Here is a 21,663-nt window from a genome sequence, read left to right as displayed (position 1 = left end):
TATTAGCGATGTAAATCAAAACGATCTAACTCCATCACTTTAGTCCAAGCCTTCACGAAATCTTGTACGAATTTATCTTTCGCATCGTCACTTCCATATATTTCGGAAACTGCTCTCAACTCCGCATTCGATCCAAAAACAAGATCTGCCCGTCCCGCTTCCCATTTTTTAGTACCGGATTTGCGATCTGATCCTTCAAAAACTTCCCGATCCTGCGAGATTGCTTTCCAAGCTGTCCCCATATCCAATAGATTAACAAAAAAGTCGTTGGTCAATTGCCCCGGACGGTCTGTCATTACTCCCAGTTGAGAACCGTCAAAGTTCGCTTGAAGAACACGCATTCCGCCAATAAGCACAGTTAATTCCGGTACAGAGAGTGTGAGCGATTGTGCTTTGTCAATCAAAAGGGACTCGGTAGATACGGTATAAGCGCCTTTACGATAGTTTCTGAATCCATCTGCAATTGGCTCGAGATATCCAACAGATTCAACATCAGTTTGTTCCTGAGATGCATCCATACGTCCAGGACGGAATGGGACTTCGATGTCATGTCCTGCCGAGCGAGCTGCCTGTTCTATCGCTGCCCCCCCACCCAGAACAATTAAATCGGCCAAAGAGATTTTCTTTCCAGCTTGTTGTTTTCCATTAAAATCCTGTTGAATGTGCTCGAGAGCGGTAAGCACTTTTTGTAATCGTGCTGGATTATTAACTTGCCAATAACGCTGTGGAGCCAGACGTATCCTAGCGCCATTTGCCCCGCCTCTCTTATCTGATCCTCGGAAGGTAGATGCCGAAGCCCAAGCTGTTGTAACAAGCTCGGAGCTACTGAGCCCAGTATTCAATATGGTCGTTTTCAACGCACGAATATCATCCGAATCAACAAGAGCATGATCAACAGCCGGAATTGGATCTTGCCACAATAATTCCTCAGCAGGAACCTCGGCACCGAGATAACGTTCGCGCGGTCCCAAATCACGGTGTGTTAATTTAAACCATGCCCGGGCAAATGCATCTGCAAATGCTTCTTGATCTTCATAAAATTTACGCGAGATCTTTTCGTAAACTGGATCAAAACGTAAAGACAAATCGGTGGTCAGCATCGTTGGCCGGCGCTTTTTACTTGGATCGAAAGGATCGGGAATGGTTGAATCGGCACCTTTAGCTACCCATTGGTGTGCTCCTGCAGGACTTTTTGTTAATTCCCATTCATTCTCAAACAGATTTTTAAAGAAAAGATTGGTCCATTCTGTTGGTTTTTGTGTCCAAATGACCTCCAGTCCACTGGTAATGGCATCAGCACCCACTCCACTGCCGTAAGTGCTTTTCCAACCAAGGCCTTGTTGTTCTATACCAGCGGCTTCTGGTTCTTTTCCGACATTGTCTGCAGGTCCTGCACCGTGAGTTTTCCCAAAAGTATGTCCTCCTGCAATCAAAGCAACGGTTTCCTCATCATTCATAGCCATCCGACCAAAAGTGTCCCGTATATCTTTTGCTGCAGCAATCGGATCAGGATTTCCATCCGGTCCTTCTGGGTTCACATAAATTAATCCCATCTGTACCGCAGCCAATGGTTTTTCAAGATTGCGCGTGTGCAGCTTACCATCTGCATCATCATCGGCAGATAAGACTCCGTGCGGTTCGGCCACTCCTTCCGAGCCGTGCGCATAACGCATATCGCCACCCAACCAGGTGGTTTCAGACCCCCAATATACATCCAATTCTGGTTCAAAAGCATCAACACGTCCACCTGAATAACCGAAAGTTTTGAAGCCCATAGACTCTAGGGCAACATTACCCGTTAATATCATTAAATCTGCCCAAGAAATATTCTTACCATATTTTTGTTTGATAGGCCACAACAGGCGGCGCGCTTTATCCAAACTAACATTATCTGGCCAGCTATTTAGAGGAGCAAAGCGCTGTTGACCAGATCCTGCGCCACCCCGACCATCACTTACACGGTATGTTCCTGCACTATGCCACGCCATCCGGATGAATAATGGGCCGTAATGTCCAAAATCTGCTGGCCACCAATCCTGAGAATCAGTCATCAATGCATGTAAATCTTTTTTTACGGCTTCTAAGTCCAATTGGTTGAATGCCGCTGCGTAGTCAAAGCCTTCATCAATTGGATTTGACTTGCTCGCATGCTGTCTCAACAGGTCTACACGTAGTCTATTTGGCCACCAATCTTGATTCTGAGTTCCACCTCCTGCGACGGAGTTGCGCATCGTACCATTGTGAAAGGGGCATTTGCTAATGTCTTTTTCGTTGTTGTCCATATTAAAAGAAAGTTTTTTTATATAATACCTTAATTGATCAAATTGTTTGATTTCAATTTTCATAAAAGTACATAAATACAGTCGATCCGCTCCATCGAATGATTTGATAAACTATAGACAAAATTTATATTATATAAAATACACTATCTAAATGAATGATAATACCTTTTCGACATTTTAAGCGTCGTATAACGGAAAGTGGTATGATAGACATACGTAGAAATAAAAAAGGACAGCTAATTTCTATATGCTGCCCTTTTTCAAAATCAGCTCAAATACTGATTTACGTTTACTATTTGTTGCTAATCAATAACAACCTCTTGTGGCCTCGCTACCTTTTCGAGATCTTTTGGGAGAATGACCGTCAACACCCCATCCTCAAAACTGGCATGTACATTATCGGTAAGCACGTGTTCATTTAATTGGAATTCACGCTCAAATGCTAATCCATCGTTCTCTTTATAAATATAATCTATGGCATTGTCTTGTCTATTTGCAGTACATGAAATTTTAAGTATCCCTTCTTGGATGCTGACTTGGAACTGTTCTTTCTTGCGGCCAGCAGCAAAAAGCTGTACTTCAAAGAATTCTTGATTCTCGACAATATTTACAGGAAAAAATTGCTGTCTCATTCCGCTTTGCATGGGTTCGCCTTCAAAAAAATGCTGCTGAAATTTTTCAAAACGGTCCTTGAAATGCTTTCCGCAAAATTTATTATGATTTGAATATCCACTGTTGTAATTATCTCTTTTAAACATGACTTTAATTTTTAATGTTGAATACTAAGTGTAAATTGATGATCGCAGGATTGTTTCCACAATCGCGATTTTTTGTAGCTATTAATAAACGGGAACTATTGTCGCTCTCTTCGAACGGCTTTGTGCATTTAATGGCACGATCGCTACGACTGTATCATAGTGACGCTGAACATTCGGGTGTACTGGGGCCGTGTCCATTTGGAAAGCCCGCCGATCTCTTCTGCGCATTCTTGCTGCGGCAAAGCTTCCTATACCAAACAGCACTGTTCCAAACAACAAGAGTTTAAAGATCGTCCCAATAATTAGCGTTGCTAATCCTGCTATTGCCGTAAGCACGATCAGGCGCGGCAATATAAATCGAAGTTTATTTTTCATTTGAATACATCTTTTTTAAGGTTTCCGTCAGCACATACCTTCATCTGTCTGAAATTGTACTTCTTCTTGACCTTCATATTTGTAATTAATTTAGTGTCGCCAACATCCATTCTGACAGATCATCGCGTTCTGTCATTTCTTTCGGTATATCGACATAAAAAAGGCGCCTTTATAAAAGAAGACGCCCAACAACAGTTTTTACTTTAAAATTTTTATTGTTTTTTCAGAATCCGCATCGTCCGCTGAAACGACGCTTCCATTCCTCACGCAAACGCTCCCTCTCCTCTTCGGAAAGATCCTCTCCGTTTTCCATTTGAGTTGGAAAACCTTTTCGAAATCTCCCGCCCCCCGGTTTACCAAATCCCCTGCCGAACAGGATTCTTGACAAAACAAAGAGTCCTAGTGCCTGCCAATAGGTAATTGCTTTTAAATGGAAAATATCCACCATTAACGTATTCCATAAATATTGTAACAACGCCACCAATAAAAAAACACCAACAATAATAGCGACAAACATAAAAGCGAATTTACCCTTCCGCTGTCTTTTCATTCTTCCATTCATAGCTTAATCCTTAAAATTTTAATTCTTCATATAAACTCCGCAATCGTACTCTTAGATGCTTCACTGCATACCCTTTGCGACTGATGATTGTCTTTAAATGCTCATTTTCCATCACAGCAATTTCTTGAAGTGTTTTGTCTTCCAGTTCATTCAACATAAAAACCCGGCGTTGCTTTTCAGGCAATTCGTCCAATGCTTTCATCAATTCGTCCCAAAAAATATCCTTAAATAATTTTAGCTCGGGATTGTTGGAGTCGTCAGCCAAAAGAAACTGACGGATGGGAAATGAACTTTCACTATCATCGTCGCCTGCGATCAGATCATCAAGTGATTCACTTTTCTTTTTTCGATAGCTATCTGTAATTTTATTGCGTGTGACGGCATAAAGCCAGGCTCCAGCATTCTCCAGTTCATCCATATTCGTTAAACGGCTGAATTGATACCAAACTTCCTGTAAGATATCCTCTGCATCCTCAGTTTTCTTTACTTTCCCCTTAACAAAACGCAGCAGCTGACTCCCATAAGTCTTAACGGTATCCGTAAATGATCTGGAATTTTTCTCTGCCATATGATTTTGGTATGCAATGTCCATAGCAGCCTAGACGAACCAGCAAAACTTTTACTTTAAATTATTTACAGCAATCTCTTCTCACTCACTCCGCATCATGAACAACATGTCAGGTTTCTTTTCTTCTTGTTTCGTGTACGCTTTGTACATTCTAAATTAAGTAAAATCTAAAAAATATGCTCAAACAACAAAATTAATAGTGCTTTTTTTTTGTCCCTATTTTAGGCAATAACAGTAATGTTCTTGAAAGCTACAACGATTACTGACCTTGTAAATACCATAAATTTGTCTTAGTTTACTATAAATAACAAAACGCACCATGAATAGGGTATCGTCAAATTTTTATGCCGTTAATACGGCAGAAAATAAGTATAAAATTTCTTATAACATCTATGAGCCTACAGATCATCCTGTATTGGCCACGATCCTCATCATCCATGGTATGCAAGAGCACAGTGGTCGATATCAGGAACTGGCCAGTTATTTGACAGCACAGCAATTTGCAGTTTTAACCTACGACCAATTGGGGCACGGATTAACGGCTTCACAACCCGCTCTTTTGGGCTATTTCCAAAAAGAAAAGGCCAAAGAACAGCTTGTCGATGACGCAATTGCGATGAGTAGTTTCTTACGGGAAGCCTATCCAAAAACACCGCAATTTATTTTAGGACATTCCATGGGATCCTTTGTTACACGTTGCGTATTACAAAAAATTGGGGGCCAATTTAAGGGGGCGATAATTGTGGGTACCGGACAGCGTCAAAAGGGCTCCACCGCTTTTCATCTTTTACTCGCTTTTCTAAATACTGTTGCACCCAAAAAAAGAAGTAAATTGATTAATCGTATTTTTGACAAACGCAACAACGCCCGTTTTAAGAACGAACCGAACCAATGTAACAGCAATTGGCTAAGCGTTAATAAGACAAATCGTATTTCTTTTTTGGAAGATCCACTCTGCGGAGGTCTATTTACCAATAATGGGTTTCATACGGTACTGGATCTTTCACTACAGGCGACAGATCCTATTCCTACACAGCTTATCCCAAAAACGCTTCCGATAGCTTTTATCAGTGGACAGGATGATCCAATTGGCGATTTTGGCGCTGGAGTTGAAAAAAGTGCAGAGCAGCTCCGCAACCAAGGGCAAGCTGATATTACGGTCAAATTATATCCGGGAATGCGACATGAAATTTTAAATGAAGAATGCAAAAAAGAAGTATTCGAGTTTATCAGCAGCTGGCTCCATAGCCATTTAACTTAGCTACCGCTCACAAATATTTACCACAACGCTCATCGCACCCCAAAACAGCATACAGCACTTCGAGATGTTTTTTCTTTTGCTGTATCTTATGGTGCTATATCGTGTAAGGAATAGGCAGCGGAAGTCCTACCCGACAAAGATCGGCCATCCGCTGCTACTAGCTATTGAAAATGCTATTTAAAATTAAATGTTGGTGCCGGTTGCACTGCAACACTACTGGTTGCCCCTTCAATTTTGGGCCAGTCCTTATCCCAGACGATCTGATCCAAAAATAGCATCCGACGATTTCCACCCGTCGCAACACGAGGCTGCTTTGGGTCCATACCATGATAGAGTATCCAATCTTTTCCCTTATCGTCTGTAATAATGCGCGAAGTATGACCTGTCCCCACAAATTGATCATTTCCCCTTAACAGCAACGTTCCGCTCCCTCGCTGTACCAGATTGCGTCCCTCCCGATCCATATAAGGCCCTTTCAAATTTCTAGACCGTCCTACAAGAACATGGTAACTGCTTTTTTCCCCTTCACAACAAGATCCTTTGGATCCGATAAAGTAATAATACCCTTTCCGCTTATGAATTACAACAGCCTCAAAATCACCGGCAGCAACTTTAAATTTTTTATTTAGATCAGGTACAGCTGTTCCATTTTGATCTAATTCCACACCATAAGTGCCCTGCGTTTCAGCATCGCTAAAACTACCCCAAAACAAATAGTTCTGTCCATTCTCCATAAAAAAGTAAGGGTCAATTGAATTGGGTACATTGATCTGCTTGCTATCGAAAAGTTTACCTTGATCTATAAATGGTCCTTCCGGTGCATCAGCAAGAGCAATTCCTATCCCTGGATTAGGATCTCCCCATGTCGAATAGGCATAATACATCAGGTATTTCCCATTGAGCTCTACTACGTCGGGAGCCCAGATTCCACCTTCGGCTTTCCAGCTCGGTTTTGAGCTGAAGGCTGTACCAATCCAGGTCCATTGAACTAGATCAGAAGATTGTAGAATGGATACCAGACGCTGGCCTTTGCCATCTCCCCAATTGTCGGCTGTCCCGTAGGCATAAAACATGTTGCTTTTGGGGTCTCTAACAACTGTAGGATCAGCAAGTATAGGCTCAAAAACCGGATTGGTATAGGTCTTTTGCTGCACCTTATTAGCCCTTGCAATTGTCTCTGGTCCAAGTTGCGTTACTGAACCTGAAAAGCTTCCGCAGGAGCTTAACACGTTCAGTACAACAACTCCACCGATCCAATATCTTAACAACATTGTATTCAACATCTTATTATTTTATTATATTATTTCTCTACATCATAGGAAAACGCTATTTCGCCTTTGCCAATTTCTCTTCCAGCATTTTGATAAAATAGCCTCCTACAACGGATCTTGCCTTAAATCCAGCTCTTTTAGGTCGATCCGTATACGTCCAGTCGGACATCGGAACCCGATCTGTTGTCTCATTCATAAAACGGTATACTGGCTTTACAAAGGTTTCAAATGTAGGTTTATCATTTGCCATGGTCGCCGTCCAAATAATCCAATCCGTCTTGGTGTAAGGCTGACGGTTATCCAGTGGTAATCCATATTGGTTTTGTTTTCTGAGATAGTAGCTTAGTTCGGTTTCGCGAATAGCAGGATCAAAAATATTCATCTTGAGCAATTTATCCCATACCATATTATACTTTTGGCTCCAGGTTCCTGCCTTGTCAAAAGTCAACTTATAATGATCCCCATCTTTGGCCATGCCTTCCCATTTCATAGCCATCGCTTTCGCTTCCGTCAAGTATTTTTTAGCAGTAGCCTCTTCACCGAGCATTTGGGCCAGATAACCATAAGAAGCAATCCCCAAGATAGCTTTGATGGATAAATTAGCATTGTGTGCAAAATGGCCAGCGAAATCGTCTGTACATAATTGATTTTCGGGATCCAGACCTTTATCAACTAAATAATCTGCCCATGTCGACAACACTTTCCAATGTTTCTTTGCATAAGTGGCATTTCCTTCCACTTTAGCTAATGCATAGGTTAGTATCAACATATTTCCGGATTCTTCCACAGGCATATCTCCACCATAGGTTTGACCATTTGCCAGCGGATAAGTTCCAACGTCGTGCGCAGCAAAAGGTTTTGTCCACTTATTGCTTTCGCTGTAATAAAAAATAGCGTTCATTAGCGCTTTTGCCAATTCCGGATTATAGTACAGGAAAATCGGAGCCGAAGGATAGGTTACATCAACCGTTCCTATTGACCCATTGCTATCATTTTCTTTGGATAATAAAAGTAAATCGCCATTGGATGCCTTCACAAGTTTATGGGCAGCGATTGCTTGCCGATAGGCCAAGGCACACAATGCGGCATAGTCCTCTCCCCCATTACGAAGAGCTGTACTCCATAATTCGGCATCAAATTTATCAGCAGCCTTTTTGAGAGCAGCATACTCTTTATCGGCCAATTCAAATTGTTTCTCAATTGTATGATTTCCATTTGTATTCCAATACGGCCGTAAATTTTGTTCGAAATATTGGATAGAATACAAGTCATCATACCCCAATAAGATCTTATCCTGATAGCTTGATGAGACATCAAAAGTTTGTATTAAAGCCAGCTGCTTACCTTCTTTTGAAGGTAATGTATGTTCGTTTTTTAGAAATTTAACACGCAATTCCTGACTGTTGCCAACAATAGATTTCGTTTTTGCAGCGTTACCAGCCATATAAAAATATCCCCAATCTATTCGTAAATCATCTCCTTTTTTTTCGAGAATCTGCTGACTTTTACTTCCAGTCTTCACAAACTGCAGGTTTCCACTGCGGAATGAGCTGCTTACAGCGTCTTGTGCCGGAGAATTCAAAGCCCAGTTTGGAGCAGCTTCCAAATAAAGCTGTACGTGATGTTTTTTGCCATCCTTTACCTGGATCTGATAAGAAAGGTAATTTACGGGTCGCGACATTAGGTCCAAATTATCCATGAGCAACGGTGCCATAAAAGTAATATTTAGATTGACTGGACCGCAATCAAACGAATAATGTGTTTGTGTGGCCTGAACATTGGCGGCAAGCTGCTTTGCTTCCGTTTCGAATTGAATACTACCTTCTTTTTCTGCAAACAGTCCAAAATCAAAATAACCATTCGCTACCCTATTATGGCAATAACCAGCAAGTATATTTTTCCCCTTTTTAAGTGTCTTCACGATATGTTCGGGCAGTTTGACCCGATTATTTTTGCCTGTCGAATTCCCCGTATTAACAACTTCAAATCCGTTGACATACAAAATGGCATCATCATCGTGCGTAAACTCGATAAAAACAGGTTTTCCGGTGAGATCTTCATCAAGTTCAATTACTCTCCTGATCCAGATCTTAGCTTCCTGCCAATCCGTATTCACCTGAGGCTCTTTATCTTTGGTGCCGAAAGGAGCGACGCCAGTTTTCCATTGATCTGCATCGTATGAAGGTTTCATCCAATCTGAAGCGGGTTCGCTAATGACATAACTTCCGGTCCAGGCCGCATGTTCGCCCATCCGTGCCAAAGACAGAGGTTCAGCTTCTTCTTTTCCTAGGAAGCGATAGGATTTCCCATCCACTTTAAGGACACCCAGTAAAGGAAATGACTTTCCAGTCCAATGGTGGACAACATCTACATTCAATTCGTTGCTATAGGACCAAGCACTTGTATTGGGATCTATTGTTATTAAGGGATAGGCAGGCGCCCGAAGGTCATTCTTAGGAGGCTGTTTTTGTGCAAACGACGATACCGACTGACATACAATAGCCGCTGCAATTAGTAATTTTAATTTCATTGATTTGTATCAAATAGATTTAGGTTGACCGGTATATTTTCACCGTTAAATTTAGGCCGCAACTCGAGTTGCGGCCATATCGCTATCAATTACTTGGTAGGTGCATTGTAGAGCGCACGATGAGCAGCGTTCAACTCTGCCTCAGGCATTTTGACAACTTTACGGTCATAAGTCATCAAGCCATTTGTTTCTACTTCCACATCTGTTGTCTGGGTATACACAGCGGCAGACAATCCCATAGGAATTAGACGTGTCAAGTCATGGATCAGGCGTTTGTAACGCTCCAATAATTCCGTTTTATTCTTAAAACTTTGGTATCCCCAATTATCTTTTTGTTGCCATGAGTGTCCATCTATCGGCAAACCCAAACCTCCAAATTCACCCAATGCAAGCACTTGTTTGGCCCCAAACAAATTTGGATCAGGCATGGCTGCGTTTGGGTAATTATGGATATCCAAGATATGTCCAGTTTCCATAAAGTTACCGCCACTAGCGCTATTAACCAGTCTTGAAGGGTCATTAGCCATAGTCCACTCGGTAATTTCCTTGGTTTTGAATTGTCCCCAGGCCTCATTAAACGGCACCCAAATAACAATGCTTGGATAGTTATGCAATACCTCCATAATGGCTTTCCATTCTTTTTTGTAGTAACCTTCAGATTCCTGCGAACGCTGTTTATCCCGATTTCCACCAGAAATTTTCCCTGGCTGCATATCCCAATGATTTCCGCCAAGATCACCACTAGGCATATCTTGCCAAACAAGCATACCTATACTGTCGCAGTAACGGTACCAGCGCGCCGGCTCTACTTTGATATGCTTACGGATCATATTGAATCCCATTTCCTTTGTTTTGATCACATCAAATTTCAAAGCCTCATCCGTTGGTGCTGTATGTAGTCCATCCGGCCACCAACCTTGATCCAATGGGCCATACTGGAAGGTAAAATGATTATTCAGCATCAACCGCTGAATACCATTTTCGTCTTTTTGCATGGCTATTTTCCGCATGGCAAAATAGCTTTTCGCTTGGTCAACAATCTTGCCCTTACGAATTAACTGGATTTCTAAGTCATAAAGTTTAGGGTTACTCGGCGACCATGGTTGCAAATTAGGTACTGCAAGATCAAAAGATGTATTGGGCTGCCCGACCTGTTCTTTCACAACTTTCCCCCCATCTAATGCACGGACCTTTATTTCATCACCCGCTTGGCTTCCTTCGACAGTAGCCTGAAATGCTAAGATCCCTTCATCCAATCGTGGTGTTTGTTTGGTATTAACAATATAAGATTGTGGAACACTTTCCAACCACACGGTTTGCCATATTCCTGTGACAGGCGTATACCATATCCCATTCGGCTTGTTCACCTGTTTACCGCGTGGTTGAGGTCCATCATCCGTAGGATCCCATACCCGGATGGCAATTTCCTGCTTTGCACCTTTTTTTAGAAAACTGGTCACGTCCATGGAAAAAGGGTCAAAACCACCCTCATGTCTTCCAACCAATTGGCTATTTACATACACATCACATTGCCAATCCACTGCCCCAAAATGCAACAGAACCTTGTTTTTATTGACAGACTTATCCAGTGTTATGGTATTATTATACCATAGTGCCTTATCTTTTCCTACTTCTTTACCAACACCCGACAACGCCGACTCAATAGCAAAAGGAACAAGGATATTCCCCTCCCATTGACGCGGAATCTCTTTATTACCTACTGGAGTAATTGCATATTTCCATAAGCCATTTAAATTTTGCCAATTGTTGGTTCTGGTTAATTGTGGTCTAGGATATTCAGGATGTGGCTTTTGTGCTGTTACTTTCTCGCCCCAAGGGGTTAATATATGTGACCCCGCGGGTTTCCAATCCTGAGCAAAGTTCAATTGTGCTGCCATCATCAAACTGGCAAAAAATAAGGTTTTCTTCATCATAAAAATCGTTAAGTCATTTATTTTATATCGTATTTACATTATTTCACGGTTGGAAAAGCAGCAATGCGTAAACGTGCTGCTCCCATGGGAATCAGTTCGACTTCCTGTACCTCGCCCATACTTTCCACTGGACTAAGTGGCAATACGCCTGTCAGACCATTTTCATCAATTTTCCACCCGTCAATACGTTTCGCTTTGACAAGGATAGAAATAGGTACTGCCTCTGCATCGAAGGGAAACGCATCCTTAGGCCACGCCCTTTTCACAACTTTCAATTGGTCTAATGTTTGCAACTGATTTTGTACAAGTCCGTAATTCCAGTCACTTGCAGGAAGGATTTCATAGGATGGCCATTTTGATGGATCTGCAGTCTCCTGCCATTTCGAATCGCCAATTGCCGAGGCTTTACTATCTTTTTTTACGTAGTTCTCTTTTATTTTGAGGGCATAGGTCAATGGTCCCCGTTGGATACTCACTGAATTTTTATTGGTTTTCCATGTTTTCAGATCTATGGTCATCGGTAAGGAGAGTTCGACTTTGTCACCGTCTTTCCATTTCCGTTCAATTCGAATATATTTTGCACCAGCTTCTACAGCCTGACTTTTACCATTGACAGTAACCTTCGCTTGCTTGGCCCAGGCAGGTATACGGAGATAAAATGGGAAATCAACAGTTTTACCCTGGGTGCTTATTTCAAATCGCAAAGACTCTTCAAAAGGGTAATTGGACTGTTGTTTGATCTGAACAGCTTGGTTGTTTCCGACTTTTATTTCAGCCTTCGATGCAGCATATAATAACGCCGCAATACCATTGTCATTGGTTGCCATATACAGATGTTCGGCATAATACGGCCAACCCTGACTATGGTTGTGTTGACAGCAGCGGGAACTGAAGGGATTCATCATTAAAAATGGCCCGTTATTATCAATTCCAGGGGCATGATTATGGCTGTCGCTGATAGTCATATTCGGGCTCGTGATATACCGCAACGCTTTAAAATCGGCTGTTACAGCTGCGGGGTAGGTATTAAATGCAACTTCTTCGGCATGATCTGCCCAAAAAGGGTCTCCGGTTATTCCGAGAAGGATCTCGTTAGAGGCCATCTGTTCCACCATGCCACAGGTTTCGACGCCTTGACGGGGGTCGGTATATCCAGGACGGGCATTTTCATCTGCACCGAACATACCCCCTGGAACCTGACCAAATACCTGCCGGACATAATGAAAGTTAGCGTAGGTCGCTTTCAGATCGTCACTCGACTGGCTTTTCAAATAATAGGTTGCTGGCTCTCTGAAACATTGGGCAACATTGACATTATGCCAATTGGGCAAATCGTCTTTTTGTCTCCAATTGGCGGTATTCCGATGGATTTTATCCGCCAAATCCATCAACCATTCATTACCTTGTGTTCTGTTATAGAGCCAATAAACGGATAGCAAATTGTCACCACCACGACTGTTCTCCCAATAATCCTTGAGAAAAAAACTATCCGGCAAATTGGCCTGCCATTTAAAATAATTGGTCATCAACGTTAAAACACGCTGGTCAGCGCTATATTCATAATAAGATTGCAGGCACCATAACATTAACATATTACCCCAAAGATCCGGTTTGTTATTACGCAGGATCAATGGGCCAAAGTATCCATCAGGACGCTGGCTTTTAAGGGCCGCTTCTAACCAGATCTTTGACTCCGCTATGATTTTAGGATCCTTCAAGATGTAGCCCAAATTAGCGTAGCCTTTTAACCAATAAGGAACTTCTTCCCAACCATAGTCTCCTTTCCCATCTGTACTTAGCCAAGCATTATTTTTCTTGGATAGCCAAGCGCTAATTTCTCCCAAATGGCCTGTAAGACCATCTTTCTGCAGCTGCAGATATTTCCCAAGCCAACCTTCGGGTACGATGCTTCCTACAGGTAATTTTAGCAGGGCATTCTGTTTTAAAGGCAATCGGTTATTAATATAGTTTAAATTTTTCCCCTGCACCGGCAAATGATCAACAGCAATTACGACATTGCTTTGCGCTGAACTTAGAAAACAAATTCCAATCAAATAAGATAATAAACCGATTTTTTTCGTCATTGTTGGCTTGATTAGTTTATAACAGATTATCCAAAAATAAGGTTTAATGAATGAGTTGGATGATTGATTTTTCTCAAAAAACTGCCTATTTGTATCAAATCAATAAAACGCAACTGCAAAATGCATTTAAACCTATTAAATGAAGAAAGCGCACCACTTCACAGCGGTGCACTTTCAAACCAATCACTATTAAATATGTATTATTTTACCGAAAAACGATACAGGGATTTCGTCTGATAAACTTCTCCAGGGTTAAGGACTGTTGTTGGAAAAGCAGGTTGATTCGGAGCATCCGGGAAATGCTGCGGTTCTAGACAAAAAGCGGTGCGAAATGAATCTTTTTTTCCATTCTTCAATTGTACCTGCTCGTTCATAAAATTGCCACTGTAAAACTGTATACCCGGTTCAGCCGTCAATATATCCATGACGACACCTGATTTATCACCGACCACATGCGCCGCTTTATACCAGTCTCCTTCCTTTTCTCTACTCAATACAAAATTATGATCATATCCCTTTCCAAAGCTAAGTTGCTGGTCATTTGCGTTGATATCTTCTCCAATCGACTTTAAATTCGTGAAATCAAAAGGCGTTCCTTTCACCGAAGTCAACTGTCCAGAAGGTATCAAGGTGCTGTCAACAGGTGTATATTGGTTGGCAAACAACTGAAGTTGATGATCCAGAATTGTACCGCTTCCCTCACCATTTAAATTAAAGTAAGCATGATTTGTTAAGTTGATCACCGTCTTTTTATCGGAGGTAGCCCGGTAACCAATCATCAATTCGTTATCGTCGTTAAGCGTATACGTCACTTCCATTTGAATATTGCCCGGAAAGCCCTCATTTCCGTCCGGTAAGGTATAGGCAAAAGTAAGCGATGATGGATCGGAAGATTTTAATGACCAATGGGCAAAATGCACCCCTTTGAAACCGCCATGTAAGGTATTGGGGCCATTATTTACCGCCAACGTATAGGTTTCGTCACCCAGTTTAAATTTCCCTCCGGCGATACGATTGCCAAAAGGTCCAACAATGGTACCGAAAAATGGCTCTTTTGGATTATTATAATCAGAAGCTTTAGAAAATCCTAAAACTACATCGCATAACTTCCCTTTATTATCTGGAACCCACAAACCGACTAATCGTGCGCCAAAGTTGGTGAAGTAAGCCTGCACGCCATTTTTATTGCTCAATTTATAGAGGTAAGCCTGTTTTTGATCAATGGTTGCGCGGAACTGCACAGTATCCATCAGGGCCGCTAAAGAATCTGCTTTAGGAGTTTTGGAACCAGTCGATTGCTGACAAGACACACAAAAAGCGAGCATTGCAGAAAGACCAAGCAAGGTCATTTTTCCTTTCATTCGTCGTATTTTAAAATGGTTTATAATCTTTGTTTAGATAGAACTTGTGTCCTTTTCTAGATTTTTTATAATTTTAGCGATTACTATACATAGGCTAAAGTCTTAAATTTTTGAGAAATTTTAAGATTAAATTGTTTCATTTTAGCACTATTTTGTATCAATAACCAAATGATCATGATCAACCTGAAGTCTCTACGCTTTCTATTCTTTCTGTTTCTTCCACGGTTGCTCTATGCACAGCCCTATTATTTTAATCATTATCAAATTAATGAAGGCTTGTCAAACAATGCAGTTATCTGTAGTATGCAGGACAGTCATGGCTTTCTTTGGTTTGGTACAAAGGATGGGTTAAATCGCTTCGACGGCAATAATTTCAAACATTTTGACGCCCCGAGCCTTGGGAAAAACACCCTAGGTGGCAACAACATCATTTCGCTGACAGAAGACTTTCGAAAAAGAATATGGATTGGTACAGATCAGGGAATCTACTGCTACGATCCCGTGGATGAACAATTTAGACTTTTGAGCAAACAATTTGAAAATGCAGATGTCCCTGTTATCATTACCGATCAACGCAAAAAGATTTGGTTTATATCCAATGGAATGCTCTATTACCATGATTTGATGAGTCATGAAATTCGACAATTGACTAAATCAGACCTGTACATCACCTCCATCAGCTGCACGAAAAACGGAACGGTGTTTTTTGGCACTCCTGAAGGGAAGATTTTCCAAATAGATGCTGCGGGCACCCCTGTGCTGATGCTCGACTTTCAAGCAAAATATGGTGCTAAAGATTGGTTTAGTATTGAGAAAATAAAAGAAAATCGCGAAGGAGATCTATTGATCGGCACTTCCAAAACGGGGGTCTATAGCTACCGATTCAAAGACAAATCGCTTAAACCCATACTGGGCCCCCAACAATTGAAGCAATTTCTCTATGTAAGAGATATTTTACAGCCAAACGATCATGAATATTGGTTTGCAACAGAATCTGGTCTCTTTATATATCAAATAGCTAGTCAACAATTCATCAATATTCAAAAAGAGCAAGAAAACCCTTGGGGCATATCCGACAATGCTATTTATAACGTCTTACAGGATAAAGACGAAGGTATCTGGTTGGGGACGTATTTTGGTGGAATCAACTATTATCATAAAAACAACAGTATAATCGAAAAATTCCTGCCACAGGACCGCCCAGGGAGCTTAAAAGGGTCTGCCGTACGCATTATAAAAAAGGATATCGACCATAATATTTGGATAGGCACCGAAAACGGTGGATTATCAAAACTCGACCCCATATCGGGTAGAATTCAAAACTTCTCGGACAAACAAGGCAATCTGGCAAATAACAACATCCATGGAATTCTCCCTATTGGCGACAAATTGCTGATAGGCACTTTCGTCAATGGTCTCGACATTTTTTCGCCCAAGCTTCAAAAAGTTATCTATCACATCGACCGCAACAGTAATGTGGCATCATCCGATCTCCAAAGTAATTTTCTATTTTATCTCTACAAAACCCGGAAAGGGGATATTCTCGTAGCTTCAACGCGTGGATTATACCGCTTTGATTTTGATAAAAAATCGTTCCACCTCATCAATAATGTTCCAGAATATATGTTTTACACAAGCATTTTGGAAGATAAAAAGGGGAATATCTGGGTTGGCACGTGGCGAGATGGACTGTTTTGTTATCACCCGACGACGCGTTACTTCAAACATTACACACATCGGCAGAACGACCCTAGCTCCTTGCCAAATAATAGGATCAATAGCTTATTTGAGGACTCTCAACAGCAGATTTGGATAGCCACAGAAGGTGGAATGGCAAAGAAAAAAATAAATCAAGAGGGCTTTCAAAACATTGGTCTAGCCGAAGGAATGCCCAGTAATGTGACGCTAGCCTTCTTAGAAGATAAACAAGATAATCTTTGGGTGAGTACGTCTAAGGGCTTGGTACGCTACCACCTTCCCAATGGTAGAAAACGGATTTTCAACTTGGAGTCAGGCCTTCCGACTATTCAGTTCAATTACAATTCATCTTTTGATGATGAGAATGGAAACTTCTATTTCGGCACCATCAATGGACTTATTCGCTTCAACCCGGAAAAGCTAAACCAAATTAACTATAAGAATCAAATACCGATTTATATCACTAATTTTTACATCAACAACAGAGCGATCAATCAATATACCGATCCCAATATTCTATCCAAATCAATATTATTCACTAAGAATATAAAACTAAAACACGACGAATCATCTTTCAGCCTTGATTTTGCGGCTTTGCATTATCAAGCCCCCCACTCTATTCATTATAGTTATAAGATGGAAGGCCTTGACGACAAGTGGATAGACATTACAAGCAATCAACGTGCATATTTTACCAAGCTCTCTCCCGGAAAATATATTTTTACAGTAAAAGCAGAAGATCCCAATGGCAATACAATCCCTACTTTTGCTAGTCTTAAAATCACGATCCTTCCACCGATCTGGGCAAGTGTACCGGCCTTTATTTGCTATGCATTAATAGCCGCTGGACTGATTATATTTATAATTTATCATTTTAATGAAAAGATCAAACAACGCAATCGCCAACATCTCTTAACCGTACAGAACCTACGCGAACAAGAACTCTATCGTTCAAAAATCAATTTCTATACCGATGTTGCGCATGAAATACGCACGCCATTGACCTTGATCAAAGCCCCCCTAGAAAAACTTATGGATAAGGTAGATCACAATCCCGTCACCGACAAACTATTATTGACCATGCAAAACAACACGGAGAAACTAATTGCCCTTAGCAATCAATTGCTGGATTTTAGGAAAGTCGAAACGGAAGGGTTTAAATTGCACTTTGAATCAGAAAACATCAGCCTGATGGTTCAGGAAATCATCGGTAACTTTACAGTGACTTTACAGTCGCAAGGAAAACAGATTGTATCGAAAATTATACCCGATATTATCGGTCAAATCGATGCGGACGCATTTGACAAGATATGCTATAACCTATTGAATAATGCCCTTAAATATTCCTTATCCTTTATTGAGGTAAATTTGAATATGGATATACAGAAAAATATTTTTATATTGACCGTGAAAAACGACGGCGCTTTAATTCCTTCAGAAGAAAGGGAAAGAATTTTTGAACCATTCAATCGCTTAAAACAAAATAAGAATGTTCCTGGAAGTGGTCTGGGCTTGGCATTGACAAGATCCCTAACGTTGAAACACCAAGGTACCTTGTTATATACTACAAATGACCTTCAATTGAACGTATTCACTTTGACGTTACCTTTGAATCACAATACAAATCCATAATTATGAATGCCAAATCCAATTTATTACTAGTAGATGACCATACCGAACTGCTCGAATTCATCGCAGATGATCTCAATGAAGATTATCAGATAACGACAAGTTCTAATGGAAAGCAAGCGTTGGATTTACTCGCTTCTGAATATTTCGATCTGATTGTAAGCGATGTAATGATGCCGGAAATGGATGGTTTTGAGCTTTGTCAAAGAATCAAGGAAAATATCGCTTATGCACACATTCCAGTGATACTTTTGACTGCAAAAAATAGTATTGAATCAAAAATTCAAGGACTGGAATTTGGTGCTGATGCTTACATTGAAAAACCTTTTTCGCCTGCTTTTTTGAGGGCGCAAATAGCTAGCTTGTTAAAGAACCGGATAAAGGTTAAAGAGTTTTTTATCAAAAATCCAATGTCCCAAATACAGCAGATTGGCCAAAACCAAAGTGAACAGGAGTTCTTGCTGAAAATTGAAGAAATTATTATGCAGCACCTCGATGATCCACAGTTCAATGTGGACCGCATGGCCGACATTCTCTGTATGAGTAGACCTACACTGTACCGCAAAATCAATGTTGTATCGAGCCTCTCGCCCAATGAATTGATTAATTTGACCAGGCTCCGAAAAGCAGCAGAACTGCTTATTCAAAAACAGTATAAAGTGTACGAAATTTCAAATTTATTAGGTTACAGTTCCGCAACACATTTTTCGCGTAATTTTCAAAAACAGTTTGGACAAAGTCCAACTGAATTTCAGGAATCACAATCGAGGGGAACTATTACTTGAACCATAATCTCCATTCTAGACACATTAAACTTAGGTTAACAGGCAGCCTTTCAATACATATGTCCGAAATTAAATTCAAATTGCTCTTCAATTGGAATAAATAAAAGAACCAGATTTGCTAGGAATCTGGTTCTTTTTTTAGAATCGGATCTGCCGATTGAAGCATATTTTAGCTCAGGTTTTCCTGATACAGATTGGTATCTTTATCTTAACATCGAGGTTACCATTCAATATCTACCTGAACACCATCAGGACTATTTTCAAATCCCAGTAAATAGGTTTTTGTTCTCGTATCCCAATTTGCTTCTGAAAAGACATTGTGTTTACCTACCAAAATACGCTTTGGCTTATTAGGCAATAATATACGCGAAATGTTGGTCGTATTAATCGGGCTTTTTGCAGTAAATGAATACCGATGATTAGCCGTTATTTCGTTGTAGATACGACTTGCGGAGGCCAACACCTGTGGTTGTTGTTTGTTCTTTATGTGATCGATATTCACAAACAAACACTGCTCATTCGGCTGTATACTTTTAGACGTGATAATGGGCAAAGTCGGATCGTAAAGATCGATTAGATTTCCCTTAACCTGATAAGGAAGATTGCTCACACTCTCATCCAATACAGCTACCATATCGTAATTGCCTCGCGTCAGTGTAAAATAATTTTTAAATTGCAGCTTTTCCCCTTTACCATTACTTTCATAAAGATTCTTGGTCACATCCAGCAGTTTCTGACTGTTATCAGGTTTAATCACAAATTCCTTAGGATCGGATCGTAATACGTACAAAGTGCCTTTCCCATACCTGTATTTTCCCTCTTTTGCCATTTCGTCCTTCAGTCCCATCTGCTCAAATAGATGATCGGATGGCCTTTGATACTTTCTACCATTCCTATTCCACCATTCCTGTACCGATTGAAAAGGATCAAGATCCGTTCCACAATACATTAAGACGCCACCATTTTTTACCCAATCTGCAAGGTACTGATGTGCTTTAGGGGCTAACGGTTTCATATTGGAATAAGACATGAGCAGGACTTTCGTGTCCGCGAGAGCATTCTTGACCGCTAAATTCTCCAAATGAACTGTTTTTATAGGTACCCCGCGTTTTAGGAAAGGAAGGGCGAGTCCATAAAAGTTGGCTAATTGTGGATCATCATATCCTGCATGTGTCGGAAAACGCTGGAACATCAATGAATTTGCCAAGAGCACACTGATCCCTGTCGATCCAGAGACTTTGCCGGTTGATTTGGGCATACTGTTCAGGCTATTAATCATAACCTGCATCTGGGTCGAATAATGTCTTGGTATTTTTTCTTTTTGATCACTATTAGCGCTTGTTTTATACAGTCCCTCATAAATACGTTCGGGCCAGGGCATCACCTCATAATTGGCGATATTTGGATATAAAAGCTGTGCTGTGAATGTCGCCTGATAGTTTTTCTTATAATCGGCCCAGTCCCGGGGCCAATCTTCGATCGGATCTGTCAAAAAAAACATCTTCCGTCCGGTAGGAGCCGTCATAGATTCCATTGCACCATATTCCAAAAATGCCGTTTCGAAAACGCGTTCTTTCGCTAATCCATTAAAATAATTCGGTTCACGTGAAGTTCCTGTCCATACCTGCGCGATATAACCATCCACACAGGGAAGAGAAGCCAAACTCGCTTCGGGACTGACGATCATCCACTGCGAATAGTTGATCAAAGAGTGCGTCGGCACATAACATTTTACTTCCATCCCCTTGGTTTTACCGTAAGATTTAGCATAAGTAAAGACTTCATTCAGCGCATGGAGATATAAAGCATACTTTAACTTATTGGATAAGTAGGTGTTCTCTGGCGACTCATGCTGTGGTCGCCATTCAAAACCATAGTATTTTTTCCATTCTTTTTTAAACGATTCACTGTATCCGGCACGTGCCCAGAATTCCGGTTCCTCCATAAATATGGCGTCGATGCCAGCATCAATGACCCTTTTGACATGCATCTGCTTGATATATTTTAAATAATTTTCAGTAGGAACGATATAGGGTACCATATGACCATGCCAGATGGTATCGCCTTTGACATCGACCTGTCCCTCATCCAAGTGCATCTTCCCATCCCATTTCCCTGTAAAGTAATCTTGGTACTCGCCCCAGGCAATCCCAGTCATAAAATGAACAATATACCCCTTATCGCGCCAGGACTTGACACGTTCTTCAAAAGGGGGCTTTCGGGATTTGTCGGATGGATTCCCTCCTGTTCCATAGACCATCACCGCGTCCGCCCGATTATCGATTGTAGGGCGCCACTCGCTGGAGGTTTGAAATGTCGTCTTTACCGGATCTCTCTCTTGGGCGACCGTCGTCAACGCCGCCAACATTATTAACGAGAGTATATTCGTTTTTATCATAATTTATTGTCTACTTCTTTACGTACGGTTTACGCCTATATTCCCCCTACTATTCAACAGGTTTACCCCATTAGATCGAGCAAATGAGGAGTGAGCCAGTCCTATTGAAAATTCAAATTTTATCATGGTATTTTTAACAGACTGGCTCAACATGGCTACAGATTCCC

General features: G+C 41.0%; 14 protein-coding genes. 3 read left to right on the top strand and 11 right to left on the bottom strand.

Annotated features, from left to right (window positions below; translation table 11 throughout):
* Window positions 1-2: 2 nt before the first annotated feature.
* The 5 genes from katG to B3139_RS18645 all read right to left on the bottom strand — a co-directional run bounded on the left by katG (window position 3) and on the right by B3139_RS18645 (window position 4,545).
* Window positions 3-2,282 carry a catalase/peroxidase HPI gene (katG, locus tag B3139_RS18665; protein WP_209574821.1) on the bottom strand — a complete coding sequence of 760 codons (2,280 nt, stop codon included), beginning with the start codon at window positions 2,280-2,282 and terminating at the stop codon, window positions 3-5.
* Window positions 2,283-2,584: 302 nt separating this feature from the next.
* Window positions 2,585-3,040 carry an Hsp20/alpha crystallin family protein gene (locus tag B3139_RS18660; protein ID WP_209574822.1) on the bottom strand — a complete coding sequence of 152 codons (456 nt, stop codon included), beginning with the start codon at window positions 3,038-3,040 and terminating at the stop codon, window positions 2,585-2,587.
* 81 nt (window positions 3,041-3,121) lie between these two features.
* Entirely contained in the window at window positions 3,122-3,376 is a 255-nt protein-coding gene (locus tag B3139_RS18655) for a hypothetical protein (RefSeq protein WP_293885040.1), read from the bottom strand.
* A gap of 262 nt (window positions 3,377-3,638) precedes the next feature.
* Entirely contained in the window at window positions 3,639-3,977 is a 339-nt protein-coding gene (locus B3139_RS18650; RefSeq protein WP_293885039.1) for a hypothetical protein, read from the bottom strand.
* A gap of 10 nt (window positions 3,978-3,987) precedes the next feature.
* Window positions 3,988-4,545: an RNA polymerase sigma factor gene (locus B3139_RS18645; RefSeq protein WP_209574828.1), complete on the bottom strand. Its 558-nt coding sequence runs from the start codon at window positions 4,543-4,545 to the stop codon at window positions 3,988-3,990.
* Between the two features lie 319 nt (window positions 4,546-4,864).
* Between B3139_RS18645 and B3139_RS18640 the strand changes: the two genes are divergently transcribed.
* Window positions 4,865-5,806, top strand: coding sequence for an alpha/beta fold hydrolase (locus B3139_RS18640; RefSeq protein ID WP_293885038.1), 942 nt, complete (start codon window positions 4,865-4,867; stop codon window positions 5,804-5,806).
* A 173-nt stretch (window positions 5,807-5,979) separates the two neighbouring features.
* Here the strand turns inward: B3139_RS18640 and B3139_RS18635 are convergent, their stop codons facing one another.
* From B3139_RS18635 to B3139_RS18615, 5 genes are all read right to left on the bottom strand, one after another.
* A complete protein-coding gene (locus B3139_RS18635; protein WP_293885037.1) occupies window positions 5,980-7,077 on the bottom strand; it encodes a family 43 glycosylhydrolase in 1,098 nt (365 codons plus the stop codon).
* Between the two features lie 55 nt (window positions 7,078-7,132).
* Window positions 7,133-9,607: a glutaminase family protein gene (locus B3139_RS18630; RefSeq protein WP_293885036.1), complete on the bottom strand. Its 2,475-nt coding sequence runs from the start codon at window positions 9,605-9,607 to the stop codon at window positions 7,133-7,135.
* An 89-nt stretch (window positions 9,608-9,696) separates the two neighbouring features.
* The gene (locus B3139_RS18625) at window positions 9,697-11,541 is read right to left on the bottom strand and encodes a glycoside hydrolase family 2 protein (RefSeq protein WP_293885035.1); all 1,845 of its coding nucleotides are present in this window, start codon (window positions 11,539-11,541) and stop codon (window positions 9,697-9,699) included.
* Between the two features lie 38 nt (window positions 11,542-11,579).
* Window positions 11,580-13,625, bottom strand: a complete 2,046-nt coding sequence (locus B3139_RS18620) for a beta-L-arabinofuranosidase domain-containing protein (RefSeq protein ID WP_293885034.1) — start codon at window positions 13,623-13,625, stop codon at window positions 11,580-11,582.
* Window positions 13,626-13,825: 200 nt separating this feature from the next.
* Window positions 13,826-14,986, bottom strand: coding sequence for an aldose epimerase family protein (locus B3139_RS18615; protein WP_293885033.1), 1,161 nt, complete (start codon window positions 14,984-14,986; stop codon window positions 13,826-13,828).
* Between the two features lie 174 nt (window positions 14,987-15,160).
* On the opposite strand from B3139_RS18615, the gene B3139_RS18610 reads away from it, so the two are divergent.
* On the top strand, window positions 15,161-18,316 hold the full coding sequence (locus B3139_RS18610; protein ID WP_293885032.1) for a sensor histidine kinase: 3,156 nt from the start codon (window positions 15,161-15,163) through the stop codon (window positions 18,314-18,316).
* 2 nt (window positions 18,317-18,318) lie between these two features.
* A complete protein-coding gene (locus B3139_RS18605) occupies window positions 18,319-19,098 on the top strand; it encodes a response regulator transcription factor (protein WP_293885031.1) in 780 nt (259 codons plus the stop codon).
* A 220-nt stretch (window positions 19,099-19,318) separates the two neighbouring features.
* Here the strand turns inward: B3139_RS18605 and B3139_RS18600 are convergent, their stop codons facing one another.
* Window positions 19,319-21,496, bottom strand: a complete 2,178-nt coding sequence (locus B3139_RS18600; protein WP_293885030.1) for a hypothetical protein — start codon at window positions 21,494-21,496, stop codon at window positions 19,319-19,321.
* Window positions 21,497-21,663 lie beyond the last annotated feature (167 nt).

Origin of the sequence: Sphingobacterium sp. UBA1498 (genome assembly GCF_002325125.1) — a bacterium.
Classification (GTDB): domain Bacteria; phylum Bacteroidota; class Bacteroidia; order Sphingobacteriales; family Sphingobacteriaceae; genus Sphingobacterium.
Note: the sequence above shows the minus strand (reverse complement) of the source record. Positions and strands in the feature narration are given on the sequence as shown.

Excerpts from the sequence above, each read along its gene's own strand:
- B3139_RS18660 (WP_209574822.1), bottom strand. The coding sequence starts at position 3,040 with ATGTTTAAAAGAGATAATTACAACAGTGGATATTCAAATCATAATAAA.
- B3139_RS18650 (WP_293885039.1), bottom strand. The coding sequence starts at position 3,977 with ATGAATGGAAGAATGAAAAGACAGCGGAAGGGTAAATTCGCTTTTATG.
- B3139_RS18635 (WP_293885037.1), bottom strand. The coding sequence starts at position 7,077 with ATGTTGTTAAGATATTGGATCGGTGGAGTTGTTGTACTGAACGTGTTA.
- B3139_RS18600 (WP_293885030.1), bottom strand. The coding sequence starts at position 21,496 with ATGATAAAAACGAATATACTCTCGTTAATAATGTTGGCGGCGTTGACG.
- B3139_RS18625 (WP_293885035.1), bottom strand. The coding sequence starts at position 11,541 with ATGATGAAGAAAACCTTATTTTTTGCCAGTTTGATGATGGCAGCACAA.
- B3139_RS18645 (WP_209574828.1), bottom strand. The coding sequence starts at position 4,545 with ATGGCAGAGAAAAATTCCAGATCATTTACGGATACCGTTAAGACTTAT.
- B3139_RS18610 (WP_293885032.1), top strand. The coding sequence starts at position 15,161 with ATGATCAACCTGAAGTCTCTACGCTTTCTATTCTTTCTGTTTCTTCCA.
- B3139_RS18640 (WP_293885038.1), top strand. The coding sequence starts at position 4,865 with ATGAATAGGGTATCGTCAAATTTTTATGCCGTTAATACGGCAGAAAAT.
- B3139_RS18605 (WP_293885031.1), top strand. The coding sequence starts at position 18,319 with ATGAATGCCAAATCCAATTTATTACTAGTAGATGACCATACCGAACTG.
- B3139_RS18615 (WP_293885033.1), bottom strand. The coding sequence starts at position 14,986 with ATGAAAGGAAAAATGACCTTGCTTGGTCTTTCTGCAATGCTCGCTTTT.
- B3139_RS18620 (WP_293885034.1), bottom strand. The coding sequence starts at position 13,625 with ATGACGAAAAAAATCGGTTTATTATCTTATTTGATTGGAATTTGTTTT.
- katG (WP_209574821.1), bottom strand. The coding sequence starts at position 2,282 with ATGGACAACAACGAAAAAGACATTAGCAAATGCCCCTTTCACAATGGT.
- B3139_RS18630 (WP_293885036.1), bottom strand. The coding sequence starts at position 9,607 with ATGAAATTAAAATTACTAATTGCAGCGGCTATTGTATGTCAGTCGGTA.